A 23,630-nucleotide genomic window follows, 5' to 3' on the forward strand; every position below is an offset into this window, starting at 1 on the left:
AGGTGGTCGGTGCCGGTGTCAGGCGCACCGGTGAGTCGAGACGAGGTGACGGTCGTGGCCTGGAGCACCCGTGAGATCGCCGAACTCGCAGGTACGAGCCTGCGGGCGGTGCGGCACTACCACGAGGTGGGCCTGCTGGAGGAGCCCGAGCGGCGCTCCAACGGCTACAAACAGTACGGCGTCGCCCACCTCGTGCGCGTGCTGCGGATCAAGCGGCTGACCGACCTCGGGTTCTCGCTGTCCCAGATCGAGGCGATGGGCGACGACGACGAGCACCCGGAGGACGCTCTGCGCACGCTCGACGCCGAGCTGGCCGCGACCATCGAGCGACTGCAGCGGGCCCGGGTCGAGCTCGGGGTCATCCTGCGCCGGTCAGTGCCGGCCGACCTGCCCAGCGAGCTCGCCCCGGCGACCGCGGCCGACCCGGAGATGTCCGATGCCGACCGGTCGCTGGTCACCGTCATGAGCCGGGTGGTGGGACCGGACCGGATCGAGGCGCTGGCGACGATGCTGCGCGAGACGCCGCGCAACCCGACCGACCGGGAGCTGGACACGCTCCCCGCCGACGCCGACGAGGCCACCCGCCAGGACCTCGCCGAACGCATGGCACCGCACACCGCCGCGCTGTTCGAGGCCCACCCCGACGCGATCGCGCTGCACACCGGCGCCCCGCGCGGCGAGCGGTTCGCGGTGCAGACCGTGCAGACCGCGATGGCGGAGCTCTACAACCCGGCGCAGCTCGACGTCCTGAAGCGGGTCGGGACGCTGCTCCGGCTCCAGGAGAAGGCCGCCGGGGAGCAGAAGGCCACCGGGGAGCCGTGACGGAATCGTCCTGATCCGGCAGTGTGTCCTCCGACCGCGACGAGGCGGTCGGCGGCAGCCGGGGGGCTCGATGACGACCGGACACCAGCGCGACGGCTTCCTTCCCACCGGCCAGGGGGCACAGGCCTCCAACGCCGGCCGCGTCCTGCTCCTGCTGTTCGCGGCGAACACCTTCAACTTCTACGACCGGGCGATCCCGGCGATCCTGGCCGAACCCATCAAGGTCGAGTTCGCACTCTCCGACCTGCAGATCGGGATCCTCGCGGCGGCGTTCACCGTGGTGTACGCGCTGTGCGGGCTGCCGCTGGGCCGGCTCGCCGACCGCTGGTCCCGGGCACGGATCATGGGCTGGGGCATCGTCGCCTGGAGCATCCTGACCGCGGCCAGTGGCGCCGCCTGGAACTACTGGTCGCTGCTCCTGCTGCGGATCGGCGTCGGGGTCGGCGAGGCGAGCTACGCGCCGGCGGCCAACTCGACGATCGCCGACCTCTACCCGGCCGAGCGGCGGGCACGGGCGTTCGGGCTGTTCCAGCTGGGCCTGCCCGTCGGCCTCATCCTCGCCTACTTCTCGGTGGGCGCCGTCGCGGAGGCGTTCGACTCGTGGCGGGCGCCGTTCGTGCTGGCCGCGATCCCCGGCCTGCTGATCGCGATCGGCTTCTTCCGGGTCCGCGAACCGCGCCGCGGCGCGTCCGAGCCGGCGGCCACCGGGAGCGCGCCGGCCGGGCAGGAGCGCGTCGACCGGCCGTTCCGCCGCGTCGTGGCGGTGCCGACGATGTGGTGGCTCATCGTCGCGGGAATCGGCGCCAACCTCGCCGCCTACTCGGTGAACACCTTCACCGTGCCGCTGTTCCAGCGCTACTTCGGCGCCTCCCTCACCGGCGCCGCGGTGCTGACCGGGGTCGTCGTGGGGGTGACCGGGCTGGTCGGGCTCGTCGTCGGGGGCCGGCTCTCGGACCGGGCCGCGCGCCGGTCCCCCGGCGCACGCGTGCTCGTCGGCGCCGTGGCCACGCTGGTCTCGGTGCCGCTCACCCTGCTGGCCCTCACCGTCGGCCCGGAGGCGACCGGGACCTTCGTGCTGCTCTTCGGTGTCGGGTGGCTGCTGCAGTACCTCTACTACACCGCGGCCTACCCGGCGGTCGCCGACGTCGTCCCGCCGCGTCTGCGGGCGACCGCGACGGCGGTCTTCTTCGCGGCCTTCTACCTGCTCGGCGGCGCGATCGGCCCGGTGATCGCCGGTGCGCTGTCGGACTCCTTCGCCGCGGCCGCGCTGGCCGCGGGCGCCGGGCAGGCGGAGGCGGCCGCGGAGGGCCTGCGGCAGGCGCTGGCCGTGATCGTCCCGATCTCGATGGCGATCACCGCCGTCGGGCTGTTCCTCGCCGCCGGGACGGTGGGCGGGGACCGGGAGCGGATGCGGGCGGCGACGGTCGCGGGCTGACCCCGGCCCGGACGGTCGGCGGGAACATCCCGACCGTCGCCGGCGTCCGAATCCGACACACGTCGCACCCGGGCTTGACCATGCCGTGACGGCACGGTGTGAGGTGGTCCCCGCCGGCGCGAGGTGCGCCGGTGAGTCGAGACGAGGTGACGGTCGTGGCCTGGAGCACCCGTGAGATCGCCGAACTGGCGGGTACGAGCCTGCGGGCGGTGCGGCACTACCACGAGGTGGGCCTGCTGGAGGAGCCCGAGCGGCGCTCCAACGGCTACAAACAGTACGGCGTCGCCCACCTCGTGCGCGTGCTGCGGATCAAGCGGCTGACCGACCTCGGGTTCTCGCTGTCCCAGATCGCCGCCATGGGCGACGACGACGACCACCCGGAGGAAGCCTTGCGCGCCCTCGACGCCGAACTGGCCGCGACCATCGAACGCCTGCAGCGGGCCCGGGTCGAGCTCGGCCTGATCCTCCGCGAGTCCGTCCCGACCGATCTGCCCAGCGAGCTCGCGCCGGCCGCCGACGCGGAGATGTCCGAGACCGACCGCTCGCTCGTCGTCGTGATGAGCCGTGTGGTCGGCCCCGAGCGGCTGAAGGCCTATGCGGACATGCTGCAGAACATGCCGTCGGACCCCACCGACCAGGAGCTCGACGAGCTGCCGGCCGACGCCGACGAGGCCACCCGCCAGGACCTCGCCGAGCGCATGGCGCCCTTCGTCCGACGGATCAACGACGAGCACCCCGGCCTGCAGGACACCGGGACGGAGAGCCCGAGACGGTCCCGCTTCGCGGCGACGACGATGGCCAGGGCCATGCAGGACCTGTACAACCCGGCCCAGCTCGACGTCTTGCAGCGGGTCGGGAAGATGATGGCCGAGCAGGAGGAGCCGGCGGAGGACTGAGCCCGCGCCGGGTTCAGCGGAACGGCGCCGCCCACGACGCGGTCGCCATCTCGCTGTGCGCCCGCCACCGGGCGATCCGGAGCAGTAGCTCGTCGCGGGTCGCGCGGTGCGCCGGGTCGTCGAACAGGTCGTGCTCCTCGTGCGGGTCCGCGTCGAGGTCGAACAGCTGACCCTCGTCGGGGTCGAGGTACTCGACGAGCTTCCACCGCCCGTCGCAGACCATCGTCATCAACGCGGTGCCGGACAGGATGCGGTCCCGCGCGTGCTCGGAGAAGACCAGCTCGCGGCCCGGCCAGTCGCCCTCGCGCAGCGCGGGGACCAGCGACTCGGCCTCCATCCACTGCGGAGGCACGCACCCCGCCGTCTCCAGGATCGTCGGCCCGACGTCCATCAGGGAGGTGAGCCCGTCCCGCCGCACCCCGGCGGCCGTCACCCCGGCGCCCGGGCCCCACACGATCAGCGGCACGTGCACGCTGGGCTCGTACATCGTCCACTTCTGACTGTGGCCGTGATCGCCCAGGCAGTCGCCGTGGTCGGAGGTGAACACGATCAGCGTGCGGTCCAGCACGCCCCGGCGCCCGAGGGCCTCGACGATCGCACCGACCTGCTCGTCGATCATCGTGACGTTCGCGGCGTAGTGCCGGCGCCGGCGGGCCTCCTGCTCGGGCGTGGTGTCGATGCGGTGCACGACCGCGTCGTGGTCGACGGTCAGGTGCTGCTCGCGCAGCCGCTGCAGCGCGTGCGGCTGCGCGGCGATGTCCTCTGGAGTGTGGTGCGGCATCGGGACCTCGCGGTCCCGGTACGGGTCGAGCGCCTCCGGGGTCGGGTCGTAGGGCGGGTGCGGCCCGGGGAACCCGACCTGCAGGAAGAACGGCCCGTCACCACGCCAGCGGTCCAGCCACATCGACGCGAGCCCGCCGACGAACACGTCGGCGTGCAGGTCGGCCGGGGGCTCCCACTCGAAGGCGCCGAGCCGGTCGGCGTAGTCGTCGCGCTCGGCGTAGGTCACCCGGCTCGGCTTGCGGACCCCGCGGGCCCACAGCGCCTTGTCCCAGGTGTCGAGGTAGAACGGCAGCCTCGGGGTGTCCCGGTCCTTGTTCTCGACGACGTGCCGCTCGTGGAAACCGACCGAGGCCTCGTAGGGATAGGTGTGCATCTTGCCGACGTTCGCGCAGCGGTACCCGGCGTCGGCCAGCTGCTCGACCCACGAGTGGTGCCACGGTTCGTCGTTGCGCAGCACCCCGGTGGTGTGCGGGTAGAGCCCGGAGAACAGGCTGGCCCGCGACGGCGCGCAGGACGGCGAGGTCACGTACGTGCGGGTGAACGACACCCCCTCGGCGACGAGCCGGTCCAGGTGCGGGGTGTCGACGTGGTCGTGGCCGAGCGCGGCGATCGTGTCGAAGCGCTGCTGGTCGGTCATGATCAGCACGACGTTCGGGCGGTCGTCGGGCTGTGCGGTGGGACGGGCCGGGATGCGGCTCGCGGACAACGGAACTCCTCGGGACGTACGGGAAATGCAGGCGGGTCAGGCGGCCGGGACGCCGCTCACCTCGCGGACGAAGCGCTCGTGCAGCGGGTCGCCGTCGCGTGCCATCCAGGAACGCATCCGCGACCGGTAGTCCTCGAGCACCGTCCGGTACGCCGGGTCGGCCGCGAGGTCGGTCAGCGAGTGCGGGTCGGCGCGCAGGTCGTAGAGCTCCTCGGGGGCGCGGCGCAGGTAGAACTCGCGACGGCGGACGACCTCGGGGTCGTCGGAGTCCTGCATCGCGGGCCAGGACAGCCCGTCCATGTTCTCCGCGCGGTACTCGCGCTCGCCGTCGGACCAGGCGTTCCAGAGGTAGCCGAAGGAGGAGTCCTGGGCGCAGCGCATCTCGTAGCGCCCCTTGGCGGAGGTCTCGTGGAAGACGGTGAACGCGGTCTCGTCCGGCGTCCGCTCCCCCATCACGGCGGAGCGAAGGCTCGCACCCGTGGCCCCCTCGGGCACGGCGATCCCGGCCGCGTCGCAGAAGGTCGGCACCAGGTCGAGCATCGTGATCCGGGCGGTGTCCTGCACCGTGCCGGCCGTGGTGACGCCGGGCCAGACCAGGACGAACGGGGTCCGGGTGCTCTGCAGGTAGCAGTTCGCCTTGGCGAACGGGAACGCCATCCCGTTGTCGGACAGGAACGCGATCACCGTGTCGCGGGTGCCGCCGGACTCGCGCACCGCGTCCAGCACGGCGCCGACGACCTGGTCGCAGCGGCGCACCGAGGCGAGGTACTGGGCGTACTCGGTGCGGACACCGTCGATGTCGGGCAGGAAACCGGGTACCGGGTACTCGCCGGGGGCCGGGACCACGTCCGGGGCCGGGTACTGGGTGCCGACCGCTCCGCCGAACTTCTCGGTCTCCGCGGCGCTGCCGTGGAACGGGCGGTGCGGGTCGTGCATGTTGGCCATGAGGAACCACGGCCGGTCCGCGGCGACGGCGCCGGTCAGGAACTCGACCGCCGAGTCGCGGTAGCGCTGCGGGTCCCGGCCCTTCCCCAGGTCGTCCATGTCCCGCTGGTGGTCCCAGCCGAACCGCTCGACCGGGGCGAGGTGGGTGACCTTGCCCAGGATGCCCAGCGCGTACCCGGCGGCACGCAGCCCGTCGGTCAGGACAGGGACACCGTCGTGGATCGGTTCGAAGCCCTCCGCACCGTTCGCATGCGGGTAGCGCCCGGTCATGATCGCCGACCGGCTCGGCTGGCAGACCGCGGCCACGACGTGCGCATCGGTGAAGCGGGTTCCGGAGTCGGCCAGCGTGTCGATGTGCGGTGTGAGGCCCGGTGGGCCGCCGAACCGTCCCGGGCTGCGCGCGTCCATGTCGTCGACGGTGATCAGCAGGATGTTCGGTCGCTGGGCCGGCGTGCTCATGAGAAGTGTGAGACCTCCAGTGCCAGGGTGGCCGCGCCGCGGACGCTGGCCTCCTCGCTGCGATGTGCGGGTTCGAGCCGGAAGTCCTCGCGCAACAGCGGGAAGATCCGCTCCCGGATGAGCTCCCGCATGCGGGTGATGGTCGCCTCCGGAGCCTCGGCGACCATCCCGCCGACGAGGACGAGGTCCGGCGTGAAGAGATTGACGACGGTGGCGAGCGCGCCGGCGAGGTTCCGCACGACGTCGGTCTCGATCTCCACCGCGGCCGGGTCGCCCTGGGCTGCGAGCCGGCGCAGGCCCTCCAGCACCGGCCGGTCGGCACGCAGCACGTCCGCGTGGCCGGCGCGTTCCAGGCGGGCGCGCAGGTACGGCTCGGCGACGACGGTCTCCAGGCAGCCGCGGGCGCCGCACCGGCACAGCTCGCCGTCCTCGACGACCCGGGTGTGCCCGAGGTACGCCTCCCCCGCGGGCCCGACGGCGTAGCGCCCGCGCCCGGCCGGCGCGACGCCCAGGCCGACCCCGCGCCGCACGTACAGGTAGGCGATCCCGCTGCGCACCCGGTCGTCGAGGCGTGCCTCGGCCAGCGCCATCAGCCGGACGTGGTGGTCGACGACGACCGGGACCCCGAGCAGCCGCTCCAGGTGCTCGGCCACCGGCACGTCCCGCCAGCCGAGGTTGATCGTCAGCCGGTTGATCCGCCGGTTCTCGTCGACCGCCCCGGGGATCCCGACCGCGACGCCGACGCACGGGGCGCCGGTGTCCGCGTCGACCAGCCGCCGGACCTCGGTGGCCACCAGGTCGAGGACCTCCGACGGGGGCGCGGTCACGTCGAACGGCGCGGTACGCAGGGTGCGGATCCGGGACTCGGCGTCGGTCAGGCCGAGCCGGATGGTCCCGTACTCGATCTGGACGCCACAGACGGTCACTGCCTCCGGGGCCGGGACGAGGGTGACCGCCGGCCGGCCCATCCGCGGCTCGGCGACGGCGCCCTCGCGCAGCAGGCCCTTGTCGACCATCGCCGACACGGCCTTGCTGATCGTGGCCGCCGAGAGCCCGGTGATCTCACCGATCCGGGTGCGCGAGGCCGGTCCGGACTCGCGGAGGGTGCGCAGCAGGACCGCCTCGTAGGACCCGCGTTCCAGATCGCGACTCAGCGTGGCCAAGCCCGGCTCCTTCCGTTCGCACCGTAGCGACGAGTGGACCTTAGCAGCCGGATACTTCACAGCAAGAAAAAACATCCACGCAGTACAGAAGCACTCTCTTGCTCGATTCCGTGGCGGAGTCGACCTTGACTCGACTCGAACGGCGGGATTACTTTCCAGCTCGCAGAAAGTCTCCCCACCACCTCGACCTCAACGACGAGGAGCCTCATGCCAGCCCGTCCACGATCGCGCCGACCCGCCGTCCGGTGGCGGCTGATCGTCGCGATCGTCGCCCTCGTGGCGACCGCCGGTGCCTGCACCTCGGCGCGGAACCTGCAGAACACCCAGGGTGAACGCATCGAGGGCGGCACCCTCACCTATGCGATCGCGCTCGACGCCCGCCCGGCCGGGCTGTTCCAGACCCTGGCGCGCAACAACCCGTGGGTGGAGAACGTCTTCCAGCCGCTGGTCCGCCTCGACGCGACGACCCGCGCCGTCGAGCCCGTGCTCGCCACGAGCGTCGACATCTCCCCGGACGGCCGCACGGTCCGGATCGCGCTCCGCGAGGGGGTCACCTTCCACGACGGCCGGCCCTTCACCGCCGACGACGTGAAGTTCACGTTCGAGACGACGGCCGGCAAGGAGGCCGGCTCGAACCTCGGCAACGTCCCGCGGGCGTTCACCTCGATCGTCGTCGAGGACCCGACCCACCTGACGGTGACCGCGGACGCGCCGCTCGGCGACGCGCTGTTCGACTACCTGAACCAGACCCCGATCGTCGACCCGGCGACCTACGACCAGGTCGCCGACGGTTCGGAGCTCAACGGCACCGGTCCGTTCCGGTTCACCCACTGGCAGCCGGGCGCGGGCTTCACCCTGGAGCGCTACGACGGCTACTGGAACCGGGACGCGGTCCAGCTGCAGCGCATCGAGTTCGTGGTCACCGCCGACGCGACCGCCCTGCTCTCCGCGCTGCGCAGCGGCCGGGCCCAGCTGGCCTGGGGACTGACCCCCTCCGACGCGCGCCCCTACTTCGGCGACGACCGGTACACGATCATCGACGCAGGCGGCACGGTGTACCCGCTGGGCCTGGACACCACGGTCGCCCCGTTCGACGACGAGCGGGTCCGGCAGGCCGTCGGCTACGCGCTGGACCGCCAGCGGATCCGCGACCAGATCTTCGCGGGGACCGGCGCGGTCTCCTCGCTGCCGTTCCCGGTCGGCGCCGAGGGCGTGCCGCAGGCCCAGGTCGACCACTACGACTACGACCCGGACCGGGCCCGCGAGATGATCCGCGAGGCCGGTGCCGAGGGCGCCCGGGTCCCGATCTCCTACGGCGCCAACCCGACCGTGCGGGCGATCTTCGAGGTCGTCGCCAACAACCTCCGGGCGATCGGGCTCGACCCGGTCGGCGTGACGCTGGACCAGCCGACCTTCCAGACCGGGCAGAACCAGGGTGAGCTCGGCGCGGCGTGGATCTCGCTGCACTCGCAGATCACCCTCGCCCCGTCGACGATCATCGACTCGATCCCGGTACTGCGCGACGGGAACCCCTCCAAGGTCGACAGCCCGGAGTTCGAGTCGCTCAAGGCGGCGCTGCGGACGGCGACCCCCGGCTCACCGGAGGCGGACGCCGCGGTCGCCGCACTCGGCGAGTACCTGATCGACCAGGCCTTCCTGCACCCGGTGGTGCAGGCCCCGGAGATCCTGGTCGCCACCAACAAGACCGGCGACGTCGGCGTCACCATGCGGGGCGTCACGCTGCTCGAGAACGCCTACGTGACGGGCTGAGTGATGATCCGCTTCCTGATCGGCAAGATGCCGTCGTTCCTGCTGGTCGCGTTCGTCAGCTCGGTGATCGCGTTCGTCCTGCCCCGGCTGGCGCCGGGGGACGCGGCCGTCGAGCTCGCCGGACCGGACGCCACCCCCGAGCTCGTCGAGGGCATCCGAGCCGAGCTCGGCCTCGACCAGCCGTTGTGGCAGCAGTACCTGATCTGGATGGGCGGGGTGTTCCGGGGCGACCTCGGGCAGTCTTACATCCTCGGCCGCCCGGTCACCGAGCTGATCGGCGGCCGGCTGGAGAGCACCGTCGAGCTGGCCGTGCTCGCGACGATCATCATGATCGTCGTCGGGCTGGTGCTCGGCGTGCTCGGCGGTTCGCCGCGCTCCACGGCGGCCCGCTCGGTGATCGACGGGTTCAACACCGTGTTCCTGGCGATCCCGCCGTTCCTGACCGGTCTGCTGCTCATCCTGCTGCTCGGCCTGGCGATCCCGCTGCTGCCGGTCAGCGGCGAGATCGCGCTGTTCGACGACCCCGAGCTCGGCATCCAGTACCTGATCCTGCCGGCGGTCGCACTCGCCCTGCCGCAGGCCGCGGTCGTGGCCCGGCTGCTGCAGACCTCGATGCTGACCGCCCGCGGCGAGGACTTCGTCGACCTGGCCAGGGCCAAGGGCGCCCGGCCCAGCCGGGTCACCCGCAAGCACGTGCTGCGCAACAGCTTCGGCACCGTCGTGGTGGTCATCGGACTGCGCATCGGCGACCTGCTCGGGGGCGCGATCGTCGTCGAGGCGATCTTCGCCCGGAACGGGCTCGGCACGCTCGCGGTGACGGCGGTCCAGTCCCGCGACTACCTCGTGGTCCAGGCCCTGATCCTCGGGGCGGTGCTCATCGCGGTCGTGATGCAGCTGCTGTCCGAGATCGTCCTGGCCGCCCTCGACCCCCGCGTCCGGCTGGGAGGCTGACCGATGACGACCACGGACCCCACCACCCCCGTCCTGAGCGCCGAGGAGCCGGACACCGGTCGCCGCCGTATCCCGGGCGCGCGCTACCTGCAGGCGTTCCGCACCCCCCGCGGGATGGTCGCCGCCGTCCTCGTCCTGGGCCTGGCGCTGCTCGCCGGACTGGCTCCGGTGCTGTTCCCCGGCGGCTACGACGAGCAGACCCCGGACGCGCTGCTCCCGGTCTCGCTCGCGCACCCGTTCGGCACCGACGAGCTGGGCCGCGACATCTTCGTGCGCAGCATCTACGGGCTGCGCACCGACCTGGCCCTGGTCCTCTACGCGGTCCCGGCCGCGATGGTGATCGGCACGATCCTCGGCCTGCTCGGCGCCGTCGCCGGCTGGCTCGGGACGCTCGTGCAGCGGATGCTCGACATCATCGTCGGGTTCCCGGGCCTGATCCTGGGTATCTCGGTCGTGCTCGTGGTCGGCACCGGGTTCTGGGGCCTGGTGATCTCGATCGTCCTGATCGGACTGCCGACGTTCGGCCGGCTGGCCCGCCAGGTCCTGCTGACCCAGCAGAACCGCGAGTACGTGCTGGCCGCCCGCACCCTCGGGATCGGCCGCTGGCGGATCATGGTCCGGCACATCCTGCCCAACACGCTGGACCCGATCCTGGTCCAGGGATCGGTGTTCATCGTGCAGGCGGTGTTCCTCGAAGCCGGCCTGTCCATCGTCGGCCTGGGCATCCAGCCCCCGGAGCCCTCGCTCGGCTCGCTGCTCAACCTGGGCATGCGCTACGTCGAGCAGGCCCCCACCTACATCATCGGGCCGATCGTGGTCCTGCTCCTGCTGGCGCTCGCGTTCAGCCTGCTGACCGACGCCCTGAACGAGGCGGTGAACCGCAAGTGACCAGCACCCCCACCGCGACCCGGACCCTGATCGACGTCCGTGGCCTGACCGTCGCCTTCCCCACCGACCGCGGCGTCGTCCGCGCGGTGAACGACGTGTCCTGGCAGCTGCGCGAGGGCGAGATCCTCGGCATCGTCGGCGAGTCCGGCTCGGGTAAGTCGGTGACCGCCCGGGCGATCATGGGCATGCTCCGCTCCCCCGGACGGATCGACTCCGGCACCGTCGAGCTCGCCGGACGCGACCTGCTGCCGCTCGGCGAGCTCGCGATGTGCGCGGTCCGCGGCCAGGAGATGGCCATGGTCTTCCAGGACCCGCAGGCCGCGCTCAACCCGGTGATGCGGGTCGGCGACCAGATCGCCGAGGCGCTGCTGGTGCACGGGGTCGCCAAGGAGACCGCGCGCGCCCGGGCCGCCGAGCTGCTGGCCCAGGTCGGCATCCCGGACGTCGAGCGCACCATCGACCTCTACCCGCACGAGTTCTCCGGCGGCATGCGCCAGCGGGTGGTCATCGCGATCGCCCTCGCCAACAAGCCCCGCCTGCTCATCGCCGACGAGCCCACCACCGCCCTCGACGTCACCATCCAGGCGCAGATCCTGGAGCTGCTCGTCGAGCTGCGCCGCGACCTCGGCATCGCGATCGTGATGATCACCCACGACATGGGCGTGGTCGCCGAGCTGTGCGACCGGATGCTGGTGATGTACGGCGGGCGGGTCGTCGAGTCCGGCCCGGTCGCCGAGGTCTTCGCCGCGACGCGGCACCCCTACACACACGCCCTGCTCAACGCGGTCCCGCGCGCCGACGCCGGCACCGAGGCGCTCCCGGCGATCCCCGGCGCACCGCCGGACCCGGCCCGGCTCCCCACCGGCTGCGCCTTCCATCCCCGGTGCGCGGTGGCCCAGGACGTGTGCGCCGCCGAGCGTCCCGAGCTCTCCGCGCGGGGCGACGGCCGGGTCGCCGCCTGCTGGGTCAGCGAGCGCGGCGGCACCGTCACGGTGCTGCCCACGCCGACCGTGCGGTCGCGGTCCGTCCCGGCCAGCAGCACCCCGATCCTCGAGGTGACCGACCTGGTCACCGACGTGGGTTCCCGCTCGCGCGGGCTGTTCGGCCGCACCCCGCCGGTGTACGCCGTCAACGGGATCTCGCTGCAGGTCGCCCCCGGCGAGACGCTCGGGCTGGTCGGCGAGTCGGGCTGCGGGAAGTCCACCCTGTCCCGCACGATCGTCGGCATCAACCGGCCCGCCTCGGGACGGGTCGTCGTCGACGGCCGGGACGTCACCGCGATGGACCGCGCGGCACTGGCCCAGGTCACCTCCACCGTCCAGTACGTCTTCCAGGACCCCTATGCCTCACTCAACCCGCGGCGCACGATCGGCCAGTCCCTGACCGAGGCCCTCGGCGTCGCCGGTGTCACCGGGCAGGCCGCCCGCACCCGGGCCGCCGAGCTGATGGACCGGGTCGGGCTCAACCGCGGGCATCTCGACCGCTACCCGTTCGCCTTCTCCGGCGGGCAGCGCCAGCGCGTCGGCATCGCCCGCGCGCTCGCCGCCGAGCCGAAGATGCTGATCTGCGACGAGCCGGTGTCCGCACTCGACGTCTCGATCCAGGCGCAGATCATCAACCTGCTCGAGGACCTGCGCAACGACCTCGGGCTGGGCTACCTGTTCATCGCGCACGACCTCGGCGTCGTGCGGCACCTGTCGGACCGGGTCGCGGTCATGTACCTGGGCCGGATCGTCGAGACCGGCCCGGCCGAACAGGTCTACGGCTCCCCGCAGCACCCCTACACCCGGGCGCTGCTGTCCTCGACCCCGGAGCCGGAGACCGGCGCCCGGGACCGCGAGCGCATCGTGCTGTTCGGGGACATGCCGAGCCCGGCGAACCCGCCCAGCGGGTGCGCGTTCCGGACCCGCTGCCCGATCGGGCCGCTGCACCGCTCCGGCCGGGAGATCTGCTCGCGGACCACCCCCGAGCTCGGCGTCACCCCCGCCGGGCAGCTCGCCGCCTGCCACTACCCCGGGGAGCTGTGAGCCGGTGACCAGACCCGACATCCTCGTCGTCCTGGCCGACGACCTCGGCTACTCCGACCTCGGCTGCTACGGCGGGGAGATCGACACCCCGCACCTGGACGCGCTGGCGCGGGACGGCGTGCGCATGTCGTCGTTCTACAACACCGCCCGGTGCAGCCCGTCCCGCGCCAGCCTGCTGACCGGCCGGGACCCGCACGGGACCGGGATCGGGATCCTGACCGACGACCAGCGCCCGCACGGCTACCCCGGTTCGCTGGACCCGGCGGTGCCGACGATCGCCGAGCACCTGGCGGCGACCGGGTACCGCACCTGTCTGTCCGGCAAGTGGCATCTCTCGGCCGACACCGCGACGCCGAACGACACCTGGCCGACCCGGCGCGGGTTCGACGAGTTCTACGGCATCCTCGGCGGCGCCGACGACTACTTCCACCCGCGCGGGCTGTTCCACGGCGAGCAACGCCAGGAGATCCCGGGCGAGGGCTACTACGTCACGGATGCGGTGAGCGACCACGCCGCGGAGTTCGTCCGGACCGCCGGCGACGACCCGTTCCTCCTCTACCTGGCCTACACCGCACCGCACTGGCCGCTGCACGCCCCCGAGGAGGTCGTCCGGCGGTACGAGGAGCGCTACCTCGCCGGGTGGGACGCGCTGCGCGAGCGTCGGCTGACCCGGCTGCGGGCCGCCGGCCTGCTCGGCGACGAGGCGCCGCTCAGCCCGCGGGACCCGCGCGAACAGGCCTGGGACGACACGGGCGACAAGGAGTGGCAGGCCCGGCGGATGGCCGTCTACGCCGCCCAGGTCGAGATCATGGACGCCGGCATCGGGCGGGTCGTGAGCGCGCTGCGGGAGTCCGGCCGGCTGGAGAACACGCTGATCGTGTTCCTCGCCGACAACGGCGGCTGTGCCGAGGAGCTGCCGCCGCCGGACGCACCGCACTTCCGGACGCGACAGCCGTCGCACACCCCGGACGGGCGGCCGATGCAGCTCGGCAACGAGCCGGCGATCGTGCCGGGCCCGGCCGACACCTTCGCCAGCTACCGCCGGGCCTGGGCGAACCTGTCCAACACCCCGTTCCGGCACTACAAGCGCTGGGTGCACGAGGGCGGCATCGCCACCCCGATGATCGTGCACTGGCCGGGCGGCGACCTCGCCGACGGCACCGTCCGCGGCGCGCCGTTCCAGCTCGTCGACGTCGCGCCGACACTCGCCGAGGCCGCCGGCGCGGAGCCGGTCGAGTCCCGCGGGGTGTCGATGCTGGACACCTGGCGGGGCGGCGAGCCGCCCGCGGACCGGGCGTTGTGCTGGGAGCACATCGGCAACGGCGCGATCCGGGTCGGTGCGCTGAAGCTGGTCCGCCTCGCGGGCGGGGACTGGGAGCTCTACGACCTGGACCACGACCGCTCGGAGCTGCACGACCTCGCCGCCGACCGGCCGGACGACGTCGCCCGGCTCGCCGCACGCTGGCAGGACTGGGCCGGCGGCGCCGGCGTCCTGCCCTGGCCCCTCTCCACCCCCCGGAAGGACCGATGAGCACGACCGCCCGGCGACCGAACGTCGTCATGATCCTCACCGACGACCACGCCTCGCACTCCATCGGTGCGTACGGGTCGCTGGTGAACAGCACCCCGCGGATCGACGAGATCGGCCGCGACGGCGTCCGGTTCGACCACTGCTTCGCGACCAACGCGCTGTGCTCGCCGAGCCGGGCCAGCATCCTGACCGGCACGTACAGCCACGTGAACGGGGTGTCCACTCTCGTCACCCCGATCGACGCGAGCCAGCCGACCTTCGTCTCCGCGCTGCGGGACGCGGGCTACCGCACCGCGATGATCGGCAAGTGGCACATGGGCGACGGCGACGGCCACGACCCGCAGAACTTCGACTACTGGGACGTGGTCATCGAGCAGGGCGAGTACTGGAACCCGCGGTTCCTCTCCCCCGAGGGCCTGCGCACGGTCGAGGGCTACGCCACCGACATCATCACCGACCTCGCGTGCGAGTGGGTCGAGTCGCTGCCCGGCGACGACCCGTGGTGCGTGCTGATCTACCACAAGGCCCCGCACCGGCCGTGGGAGCCGAAGCCCGAGCACGCGGAGCTCTACCGCGCCCCCGTCCCGCTGCCGGACACCTTCCACGACGACCTGTCCACCCGCAGCTCGTCGGCCCGGCGTGCGCTGATGCGGCTGGCGGACAACCTCAACACCGAGGACCTCAAGGTCGGTCCGCCGGAAGGGCTGAGCTACGAGCAGCTGGCCGTCTGGAAGTACCAGCGGTTCATGGAGGACTACCTGGCCTGCGTGCACAGCGTCGACGAGAACGTCGGCCGGGTGATCGACTTCCTGAAGGCCCGCGGCGAGCACGACGACACGCTGCTGATGTACGCCTCCGACCAGGGCTTCTTCCTGGGCGACCACGGCTGGTTCGACAAGCGCTTCATGTACGAGGAGTCGCTGCGGATGCCGATGCTGCTCAGCTACCCGGCCCGCGTTCCGGCCGGCGGGGTACACGACGGCATCGTGACCAACGTTGACTTCGCGCAGACGATCCTCGAGGCCGCCGGCGTCGCGCCGCACGAGCGGATGCAGGGCCGCAGCTTCTGGAACGACCTCTCCGGCGAGGCACCCGCGCCCCCGCCCGCCGAGGGCATGTACTACCGGTACTGGGAGCACGACGACGTCTTCCACCACGCCCCGGCGCACTACGGGTACCGGGACTCCCGCTACAAGATCATCTACTACTACAACGACGGGCTCGGGATCGCCGGGACCGGACCGTTCCGCTACCCCGGCGAGTGGGAGCTGTTCGACCTGGAGACCGACCCGCAGGAGCTGCGCAACGTCCACGACGATCCGGCCTACGCCGAGGTACGGGACCGGCTGAAGATCGCACTGTGGCGGGAGCAGCACCGGCTCGGCGACGTCGCGCACCCGAGCCAGCCGGCGCCCGGGGGCGTCACCGGCGTCACCGCGGTCGGTGCGTGAACCGATGTTCGTGCTCACCCGCTGACTGCCCGGCGTCCCGCACGCCTAGTGTCGGAGGCGCCCCGGCATGCCCGCCCGTCACCGAAGGAGCCATCGAGATGCCCGGCTGCTGCCCGCCCGGGCGGTCACCTCTCCCGGACGACGCCGCGACGGCCGTCCCGCCCGGACCGGTCGACCCCGAGCCCGGTGGAGGGCTCGTCACGCTGCCTGGTGGGACGTTCCGGATGGGCACCGACGACGCCGACGGGTTCCCGGCCGACCACGAGGGCCCGGTCCGCGAGGTGACGGTCGAGCCGTTCGCGATCGACGCCTGCGCCGTCACGAACACCCGCTTCGCCCGGTTCGTCGAGGCCACCGGCTACCGCACCGACGCGGAGCGGTTCGGGTGGAGCTACGTCTTCGCCGCGTTCCTGCCGGCCGTACTGCGGCGCGGAGCGCCGCGGCCCCAGCAGGCGCCCTGGTGGTGCGGCGTCCAGGACGTGACCTGGTCCCGTCCCGAGGGGCCCGGCAGCGACCTCGACGACCGGTGGGACCACCCCGTCGTCCACGTGTCCTGGAACGACGCCGAGGCCTACTGCCGGTGGGCCGGCCGGCGGCTGCCCACCGAGGCCGAGTGGGAGTACGCCGCCCGCGGCGGCCTCGACCAGGCCCGCTACCCCTGGGGCGACGAGCTCACCCCGGACGGCGAGCACCGCTGCAACATCTGGCAGGGCAGCTTCCCGGTGCGCAACACCGCCGAGGACGGGTACGCCGGCACCGCACCCGTCGGCAGCTTCCCCGCCAACGGGTACGGGCTCCACGACGTCTCGGGCAACGTGTGGGAGTGGTGCGCCGACTGGTTCGACCCGGCCCGCGCGAACCGCAGCATGCGCGGCGGCTCCTACCTCTGCCACGACTCCTACTGCAACCGCTACCGGGTCGCGGCCCGCACCGCCAACACCCCGGACAGCTCCAGCGGCAACACCGGCTTCCGCACCGTCGCCGACCTCTGAGCACCGGCGCCGGTCCCCCGGGGCCGACCTATGCTCGTCCGGTGCCACCCCTGGAGATCGCCGGGTCGCTGACCGCGTCGGCGACGGAGTCCGGCCCGCAGCACCTGCTCCTCACCGTGCTCGGCGACTACTGGTTCCCGCACGCCCACCCGGCCCCGTCCGGCGTCCTGGTCGGCCTGCTGGGCGAGTTCGGGATGTCGGAGGCGAACACCCGTGCGGCGCTGAGCCGGATGTCGCGCCGCGGGCTGCTCGACACCGGCCGGCAGGGCCGGCGCACGACGTACGCGCTGAGCGACTCCGCCCTGCGCACCCTGCAGGACGGCACCCGGCGGATCTTCACCTTCGGCGACCGGGACGAGACCTGGGACGGCACCTGGACGATCGTCCTGTTCTCGGTCCCCGAGTCCGACCGCGCGGTCCGCTCCGCGCTCCGGGTCCGCCTGGGGTGGGAGGGCTTCGCGCCCATGTTCGACGGCGTCTGGGTCGCCCCGGGCGTGCGGGACGGCCAGGCCGCGGCCCTGCTCGCCGAGCTCGAGGTGACCACCGCGTCGGTCGTCGTCGGACACTCCTCGACGCACTTCCCCACCGGCAACCCGGCCCGGGCCTGGGATCTCACCGACATCCACGACCGGTACTCCCGGTTCGCCGCGACCTTCGCACCGCTCGACGACCCCGCCGTGCTGGCCCGCCTCGGGCCCCGGGAGGCGTTCCTCGCCCGGACCGTCCTGATGGACACCTGGCGCGAGTTCCCGGCCGCGGACCCGGAGCTGCCCCGCGCGCTGCTGCCCGACGACTGGCCGCTGGCCGAGGCGCACGACCGCTTCACCCGGATCTACGACGCCCTGGGCCCGGCGGCGGAGGGCCACGTCCGCTCGCTGCTGGCGGCCCACGACGACGACCTCGGCGCGACCGTCTCCCACCACACCTCCCGGACGGCTCTCACGCTCTGCTGACGATCGCACACGCTACTTGTTCGCAATGCAAAGCTAGACGCGACCATTGACGGTCGTCGTCATTACGGTCTAGCTTTGGTCGCGGCACGACGAAGGCAGGTGGCGATGACGCACGCAGACGTCCGTGAGCAGTACCGGCTGGCGAACCAGTACAAGGCGCTGGCTTTCCAGGACCGGCCCTACCTCGGGTCCCCCGGCGCCCCGGCGCAGGACGAGACGAACACCAGCAGCACCTGGGCCCACCTCAACGGCGGGTTCCTGGTCGGCTACGAGTACACCCGCTGGTGGCGGGAGAACCGCGCCCTGCGCACCGCCGCCGTGATCGGCGACTGGAGCTGGCTCAACAAGGTCCGGATCACCGGTCCGGACGCGGAGACCTTCCTCGACCGCATCTCGGTGAAGGACCCCACCCGGACCGAGGTCGGGCACACCCTGTTCACGCCGATGACCGGCACGGACGGCCGGATCGCGATCGAGGGCCTCGCGCTGCGCCTCGGCGAGCAGGACTTCCTGTTCACCCAGTCCGGCGCCCAGTACTGGCTGGCCGTGCAGCACGAGCGCCTCGGCCTCGACGTCACGCTGGAGGACCAGACCGCGGACTGGTCCTGCTTCGCGGTACAGGGACCGCGCTCGCCGGAGGTCCTCGAGGTCGCCCTCGGCGAGTCGTTCCGCGACCTGCGCTTCTCCCGCTGGCGGCGCACCGAGTTCGCCGGCTGCGAGCTGATCGTGCAGCGCCAGGGCGTCACCGGCGAGATCGGCTACGAGCTGCTCATGGACACCTCCCGGGGCGCGGCACACGAGCTGTGGCGCGCGGTGCGGGAGGCCGGGGCCGCCGTCGGGCTGCGCGAGCTGGGCTTCAAGGCGCAGCTCATCGGCCACACCGAGTCCAACATGCCGACGATCATCCGGGACTTCCTCCCCGACCGGTTCGACCGCGCGAAGCTGTCCCGGTTCGCCCGGCTGTGGATCACCCCGGAGGAGTTCGACGTCCTGGACCAGGACCTCACCGAGCACCTCGTGACCCCGGCCGAGGTCGGCTGGGGCTACACCGTCGACCTGGACCGCGACGGCCGGGCGCGCGCGTTCCCGGGCCGCGACGAGCTGGCCCGCGAGGCCGGCCACGGCGGACCGGCGTGGACCTTCCGTGGACTGGTCTGGAACCCCGACGACGTCGGCGAGCTGTTCGCCGACCAGTTCCGCGACGCACCCGCACCTCCCCCACCGGACCTGCCCTGGGGCCAGTTCCGGATGTCGTTCCTGCGCGCCCGCACCGGCGACGACCAGGTCGGCTGGGCCAGCGCCTGGGCCTACAGCCCGACGCTGCGGCGGCTGATCAGCAACGCCCGGCTGGACCGGGAGATCCCGCTCGGCGCCGAGGTGACGGTGGACTGGGGCGGACCGGGCGCGGGCGGTGTCCCCGGCGAACCGACCCGCCGGATCCGGGCGACCGTCGCCGAGCAGCCCTTCATCCCGCACCACCGCCGGGACGACGTCCCCGTCGGTTCGCCGGGGACGCCGACGTGAACGAGCTGACGATCGCGGCGATGCTGCGGCGCGCCGTGCAGTGCTCCCCGGACCGGGAGATCGTCTCCCGGAACGCCGACGGCTCGCTGCACCGCACCACCTGGGCCGGCATCGACGCGCGTTCCCGCCGGCTGGCCTCGGCGCTGCTCGGCCTGGGCCTGTCCCCCGGCGCCCGGGTCGCGACGCTGTGCGTGAGCCACCACCGGCACCTGGAGCTGTACTTCGCCGCCCCGCTCGCCGGGCTGGTGCTGCACCCGCTCAACCACCGGCTGCACGACGACGACATCGCCTACATCGCCACGCACGCCGGCGACGAGGTGCTCGTGGTCGACGAGGCGTTCCTGCCGCTGGTCGAGCGGATCCGGGACCGGACGCCGCTCCGGCACGTCGTCGTGGTGGCCGAGAACCCCGACCCGGCCGACGGGTACGAGGGCTTCCTCGCCGGTGGGGACCCCGCCTGGCAGCCCGGCGACCTCGACGAGCACGCCGTCGCGCTGGTCGCCTTCACCAGCGGCACCACCGGCCGCCCCAAGGGGGTGGAGGTCACCCACCGGGCGATCGCGCTGCATGCCCTGTCCACCTCGCTGCCCGGCTATCTCGGGATGCGCGACACCGACGTCGTCCTGCCCGTGGTGCCGATGTTCCACGCGCTGGCCTGGGGCTGGCCCTACACGGCCGCGCTGCTCGGCGCGACACTCGTGCTGCCCGGGAACCGGCTCGACCCGGCCGGGCTGCTCGAACTGATCGACGGCGAGCGGGTCACCCTGACCGGCGGCGTGCCGACCGTCTGGCTGGGCGTGCTGCGCACCCTCGACGCCGACCCCGGCGCGTTCGACGTGTCCTCGCTGCGGATGGTGCTGTCCGGCGGGTCCACCGCCCCGCCGGCGATGATCGACGGCTTCGCGCGGCGGCACGGCGTCCCGCTGGTGCACACCTGGGGGATGACCGAGCTGCTGATGGGCGCGGTCGCCGAGCTGTCGGCCGACCTGCTGGACGCCGACGCCGAGGAGCAGCACCGGTACCGGCTGACACAGGGCCGGCCGATGCCCCTCACCGAGATCCAGGCCCGCACCGACGCCGGCGGCCTCGCCCCCTGGGACGGCCACACCCCCGGCGAGCTCGAGATCCGCGGCCCCTGGGTGGCCGGCTCCTACCTCGACGCGCCCGAGGCGAGCGCCGAGCGCTGGACCGGCGACGGCTGGTTCCGCACCGGCGACATCGTCACCATCGCCCCGGGCGGCTACCTGGAGATCACCGACCGGGCGAAGGACGTCGTCAAGTCCGGCGGAGAGTGGATCTCCACGCCGGCCCTGGAGAGTGCTCTGATGGCTCACCCGGCGGTCGCCGAGGCCGCGGTGATCGGGGTCGCCGACGACCGCTGGGGCGAGCGTCCGCTGGCCGTCGTCGCCGCCCACTGCGGGAGCGTCGTCACCGCCGCCGAGCTGCGCGAGTTCCTCGGCGGCCGGGTGGCGCGGTTCTGGATCCCCGAACGGGTCGAGTTCGTGGCCTCGGTGCCGAAGACCGCCGTCGGCAAGTTCGACAAGGTCGCGCTGCGCCGCGACCACGTCGTCGGGGACGGGGCCGGCACGCACGGGGCAGGCACGTGAGCGCCCCGGCCGACGACTTCCGGCCGCTGCACGTCGAACCCGTGCGCGTCGCGTGGGTGGACACCGACGCCGGGGGCCGCATCCACTGGTCGGTGGTGTTCCGCTGGGCGGAGCTGGCCGAGCACGCGTTGCTGCGCAAGCTCGGCCGGGACGCCGACGACGCCGGCCCGTACCCGCGCCGCTCGGCCGGCGTCGTCTACCACCGCGCCCTGAGGTTCGACGACGAGCTCGAGGTCCGTCTCGGGATCGGGCGGGCCGGGCGCACGTCGGTGACCTTCGCGTGGCAGCTGGCCCGGGGCGACGAGCTGTGCGTCGAGGGCCACCACACCGTCGTGCACGTCGACGACACCGGCCGGCCCGCCCCGTGGCCCGGCCGGCTGCGCAGCGGCCTCGGGATCGACTGACCCCGGGCACAGGAGCTCTCCGCTCCCCAGCGGACACCGGCCGGCGTCGCCGACCGGTGTCCCGTCCCCGTGGGCAGGGGTCACCCGACCCCTGCCCGCGGGCAGCACCGCCACCACACCCCCCGTGCACGTCCTGGACAAGGGAGTCCCGATGTCAACCGCACCCATCGACGCGGTCGTGGGCAGGGCGCCCCTCAACGCGTTCCACGCCTGGGTCGTCGTGATCGCCGCCCTGCTGATGGTGATCGACGGCTACGACCTCGTCTCCTTCGGATCCGCACTGCCGCACATCATCGCCGACTGGGACGCCGACCCCGTCCTGATGGGGCTGGTCGCCTCCTCGGCGCTGCTCGGGGTCTTCGTGGGCGGCCTGGTCGTCGCCCCGCTCGCGGACCGGCACGGGCGCCGCCCGGTCATCGCGGCCACGATCCTGGCCGCCAGCGTCGCGTCGTTCCTCTGCGGCTTCGTGCACGACCCGTACACCCTCGCGGCGCTGCGGTTCGTGGTCGGACTCGCGATCGGCGGGCTGATGCCGAACTTCATGGCGCTGACGGCCGAGGTCTCCCCGCTCCGGTACAAGTCGGTCTTCGTCGCGCTGGTGTCGGCGTTCTACGCGATCGGCGGGCTGATCGCCGCGTTCGTCGGGATCCTGCTGGAGCCGGTCTTCGGCTGGCGGGTGATCTTCTTCGTGGCCGGCGCCGGGGTGCTCATGGTGCCCGTCGTGCTGCGGCTGCTCCCGGAGTCACCGGAGTACCTGCTCGTCGTCGGGGACCGGGAGCGGCTGCGCGCGGTCGTCGGCCGGATCGTCCCCGGCTTCGCGCCCGGCGACATCGACGCGATCTCGGTGCCGATCCGGTCCCCGCGCTCCCCCGTCGCCCGGATCCTGTCCCGCCGCAACGCGCTCGCGACCGTGCTCATCTGGGTCTTCTTCGTGATGACGATGGTGCTGAGCTACGCGCTGCTGACCTGGCTGCCGGTGCTGATGCGGGGTGCCGGGTTCGCGCTGTCGTCGGCGATCTGGACGCTGGTGGTGCTCAACCTGGGCGGCTTCGTCGGCTCGGTGCTGGGCGGCTGGCTGGCCGTGCGGTTCACCTTCCGCCGCACGCTCGTCGGCTACTTCACCGCCGCGGTGACGGCCTTCGTCGGGCTGTCGTTCAACCCGCCGGCCGCCGTGCTCTACGCGTGGCTGTTCGTCGCGGGCGCCGCGGTGATCGGCATCCTCGCGATCATCCACGCCTTCGCCGTCGAGTTCTACCCGGCGTCCGTGCGCAGCACCGGGGTCGGCTGGGCGACCGGCGTCGGGCGGATCGGGGCGATCGCGGGGCCGATCATCGGGGGCATGCTCGTCGCGGCCCAGCTGCCGCTGCAGGTCAGCTTCCTGGTGTTCGTCGTGCCGGCGGCGATCGGCTGTCTCGCGGTGATCCTGGTGGCCCGGCGGTCCTTCGTCGGCGACGGGACCGACGCGTCCCCGCGGGTCACGACCCGCTGAGCCGGCCGGGCGGGTTCGGCCACTCCCTCACGGTGGTCCGGCGCCGAACCCGTCCGGGTAGTGCCGCTCCCCGCCGAGCTCCCGCCCGAGCGCCAGGGCGGTGCCGGCCAGCGCCCGGAACGCCGCGGGCGCCTCGGGCACCGGCAGGGTCCGGGCCGTGCCGATCAGCGCGATCGTCGCGCACAGCCCCGACTCGTCGAAGACCGGTGCGCCCGCCGCGGTGATGTCGGAGTCGGCGAGGTGCGTGGTGGCCAGCCCCGTCCGGCGCACCCGCGTGACCCGGCGGGCCAGGTCGCCGCCGTCGTCGTCGTCCTCGTCGAGGATCCGCGACGCCCGCGCCCGGTCGCCCATGAAGGCCAGGAACACCTGGTTCTGCGCCGAGTCCACCGGGAGCTGGTGCCCGACCCGCACCGACACGACGACGGTGTTGGTGCTGTCCTCCTCCACCCGGGCCACCACCGGGCCGGCCGAGCCCCACAGGCTCAGCGCCGCGGACAGGCCGGTCCGCCGCGCGAGCCCGGCCAGGTGGGCCGGCGCGAGGTCGACGACCGCCCGGCGGCCGAGCGCGAACGTGCCCAGCTGGACCAGCAGACCGCCCGGCCCGTAGGTCTGGCCGTCCCGGCCGCGCTCGAGCATCCCGGCCGACACCAGCGTCGCGAAGTAGCGGTGCGTGGTCGTGCGGTTGAGCCCGAGCTCCAGCGCCGCGGAGGCCACCGTCAGGTGCGGCCGGCCGGGCCGGAACAGGGCGAGGATCTGGCTCGCCCGGGTCACGGCCTGGATGTCGGTCGTCCCCTCGGTGCCACGACGCGCCGTCTCGCTCACGAGGCCTCCCCG

19 protein-coding genes are annotated in these 23,630 nt (G+C 73.0%); 15 read left to right on the plus strand and 4 right to left on the minus strand.

What is annotated here, in order from left to right; genetic code table 11:
- Positions 1 to 54 precede the first annotated feature (54 nt).
- From WIS52_RS25470 to WIS52_RS25480, 3 genes are all read left to right on the plus strand, one after another.
- The gene (locus WIS52_RS25470) at positions 55 to 822 is read left to right on the plus strand and encodes a MerR family transcriptional regulator (RefSeq protein ID WP_349300914.1); all 768 of its coding nucleotides are present in this window, start codon (positions 55 to 57) and stop codon (positions 820 to 822) included.
- A gap of 70 nt (positions 823 to 892) precedes the next feature.
- Positions 893 to 2,257 carry a spinster family MFS transporter gene (locus tag WIS52_RS25475; protein WP_349300915.1) on the plus strand — a complete coding sequence of 455 codons (1,365 nt, stop codon included), beginning with the start codon at positions 893 to 895 and terminating at the stop codon, positions 2,255 to 2,257.
- Between the two features lie 155 nt (positions 2,258 to 2,412).
- Entirely contained in the window at positions 2,413 to 3,153 is a 741-nt protein-coding gene (locus WIS52_RS25480; RefSeq protein ID WP_349301114.1) for a MerR family transcriptional regulator, read from the plus strand.
- 13 nt (positions 3,154 to 3,166) lie between these two features.
- On the opposite strand, the gene WIS52_RS25485 is transcribed toward WIS52_RS25480, so the two are convergent.
- The 3 genes from WIS52_RS25485 to WIS52_RS25495 are packed head-to-tail and all read right to left on the minus strand — an operon-like array spanning position 3,167 to position 7,209.
- Positions 3,167 to 4,642 (minus strand): sulfatase family protein, encoded by a 1,476-nt coding sequence (locus WIS52_RS25485; RefSeq protein WP_349300916.1) that lies wholly within the window; start codon positions 4,640 to 4,642, stop codon positions 3,167 to 3,169.
- A 36-nt stretch (positions 4,643 to 4,678) separates the two neighbouring features.
- Positions 4,679 to 6,046: a sulfatase family protein gene (locus WIS52_RS25490; protein WP_349300917.1), complete on the minus strand. Its 1,368-nt coding sequence runs from the start codon at positions 6,044 to 6,046 to the stop codon at positions 4,679 to 4,681.
- Positions 6,043 to 7,209 (minus strand): ROK family transcriptional regulator, encoded by a 1,167-nt coding sequence (locus tag WIS52_RS25495; protein WP_349300918.1) that lies wholly within the window; start codon positions 7,207 to 7,209, stop codon positions 6,043 to 6,045. The genes WIS52_RS25490 and WIS52_RS25495 overlap by 4 nt, the downstream gene beginning before the upstream one ends.
- A 207-nt stretch (positions 7,210 to 7,416) precedes the next feature.
- On the opposite strand from WIS52_RS25495, the gene WIS52_RS25500 reads away from it, so the two are divergent.
- The 12 genes from WIS52_RS25500 (at position 7,417) to WIS52_RS25555 (ending at position 22,796) form a co-directional block, all read left to right on the plus strand.
- A complete protein-coding gene (locus WIS52_RS25500) occupies positions 7,417 to 8,979 on the plus strand; it encodes an ABC transporter substrate-binding protein (RefSeq protein WP_349300919.1) in 1,563 nt (520 codons plus the stop codon).
- Between the two features lie 3 nt (positions 8,980 to 8,982).
- Positions 8,983 to 9,930: an ABC transporter permease gene (locus WIS52_RS25505; protein WP_349300920.1), complete on the plus strand. Its 948-nt coding sequence runs from the start codon at positions 8,983 to 8,985 to the stop codon at positions 9,928 to 9,930.
- 3 nt (positions 9,931 to 9,933) lie between these two features.
- Positions 9,934 to 10,818 (plus strand): ABC transporter permease, encoded by an 885-nt coding sequence (locus WIS52_RS25510; RefSeq protein ID WP_349300921.1) that lies wholly within the window; start codon positions 9,934 to 9,936, stop codon positions 10,816 to 10,818.
- A complete protein-coding gene (locus WIS52_RS25515; protein ID WP_349300922.1) occupies positions 10,815 to 12,845 on the plus strand; it encodes an ABC transporter ATP-binding protein in 2,031 nt (676 codons plus the stop codon). Before WIS52_RS25510 ends, WIS52_RS25515 begins: the two co-directional genes overlap by 4 nt.
- Before the next feature lie 4 nt (positions 12,846 to 12,849).
- Positions 12,850 to 14,376 (plus strand): arylsulfatase, encoded by a 1,527-nt coding sequence (locus WIS52_RS25520; RefSeq protein WP_349300923.1) that lies wholly within the window; start codon positions 12,850 to 12,852, stop codon positions 14,374 to 14,376.
- Positions 14,373 to 15,827: a sulfatase family protein gene (locus WIS52_RS25525; protein ID WP_349300924.1), complete on the plus strand. Its 1,455-nt coding sequence runs from the start codon at positions 14,373 to 14,375 to the stop codon at positions 15,825 to 15,827. Before WIS52_RS25520 ends, WIS52_RS25525 begins: the two co-directional genes overlap by 4 nt.
- Positions 15,828 to 15,925: 98 nt before the next feature.
- Positions 15,926 to 16,819 (plus strand): formylglycine-generating enzyme family protein, encoded by an 894-nt coding sequence (locus WIS52_RS25530; RefSeq protein WP_349300925.1) that lies wholly within the window; start codon positions 15,926 to 15,928, stop codon positions 16,817 to 16,819.
- Positions 16,820 to 16,860: 41 nt separating this feature from the next.
- Complete coding sequence (locus WIS52_RS25535; protein WP_349300926.1) at positions 16,861 to 17,772, plus strand: PaaX family transcriptional regulator; 912 nt, start codon at positions 16,861 to 16,863, stop codon at positions 17,770 to 17,772.
- 105 nt (positions 17,773 to 17,877) lie between these two features.
- A complete protein-coding gene (locus tag WIS52_RS25540) occupies positions 17,878 to 19,296 on the plus strand; it encodes a hypothetical protein (RefSeq protein ID WP_349300927.1) in 1,419 nt (472 codons plus the stop codon).
- Entirely contained in the window at positions 19,293 to 20,903 is a 1,611-nt protein-coding gene (locus WIS52_RS25545; protein WP_349300928.1) for a long-chain-fatty-acid--CoA ligase, read from the plus strand. The genes WIS52_RS25540 and WIS52_RS25545 overlap by 4 nt, the downstream gene beginning before the upstream one ends.
- Entirely contained in the window at positions 20,900 to 21,307 is a 408-nt protein-coding gene (locus WIS52_RS25550) for an acyl-CoA thioesterase (protein WP_349300929.1), read from the plus strand. Before WIS52_RS25545 ends, WIS52_RS25550 begins: the two co-directional genes overlap by 4 nt.
- 151 nt (positions 21,308 to 21,458) lie before the next feature.
- On the plus strand, positions 21,459 to 22,796 hold the full coding sequence (locus WIS52_RS25555; RefSeq protein ID WP_349300930.1) for an MFS transporter: 1,338 nt from the start codon (positions 21,459 to 21,461) through the stop codon (positions 22,794 to 22,796).
- Positions 22,797 to 22,823: 27 nt separating this feature from the next.
- On the opposite strand, the gene WIS52_RS25560 is transcribed toward WIS52_RS25555, so the two are convergent.
- Positions 22,824 to 23,618, minus strand: a complete 795-nt coding sequence (locus WIS52_RS25560) for an IclR family transcriptional regulator (protein WP_349300931.1) — start codon at positions 23,616 to 23,618, stop codon at positions 22,824 to 22,826.
- Positions 23,619 to 23,630: the final 12 nt, after the last annotated feature.

It is taken from the genome of Pseudonocardia nematodicida (genome assembly GCF_040105385.1).
Lineage (GTDB): Bacteria > Actinomycetota > Actinomycetes > Mycobacteriales > Pseudonocardiaceae > Pseudonocardia > Pseudonocardia nematodicida.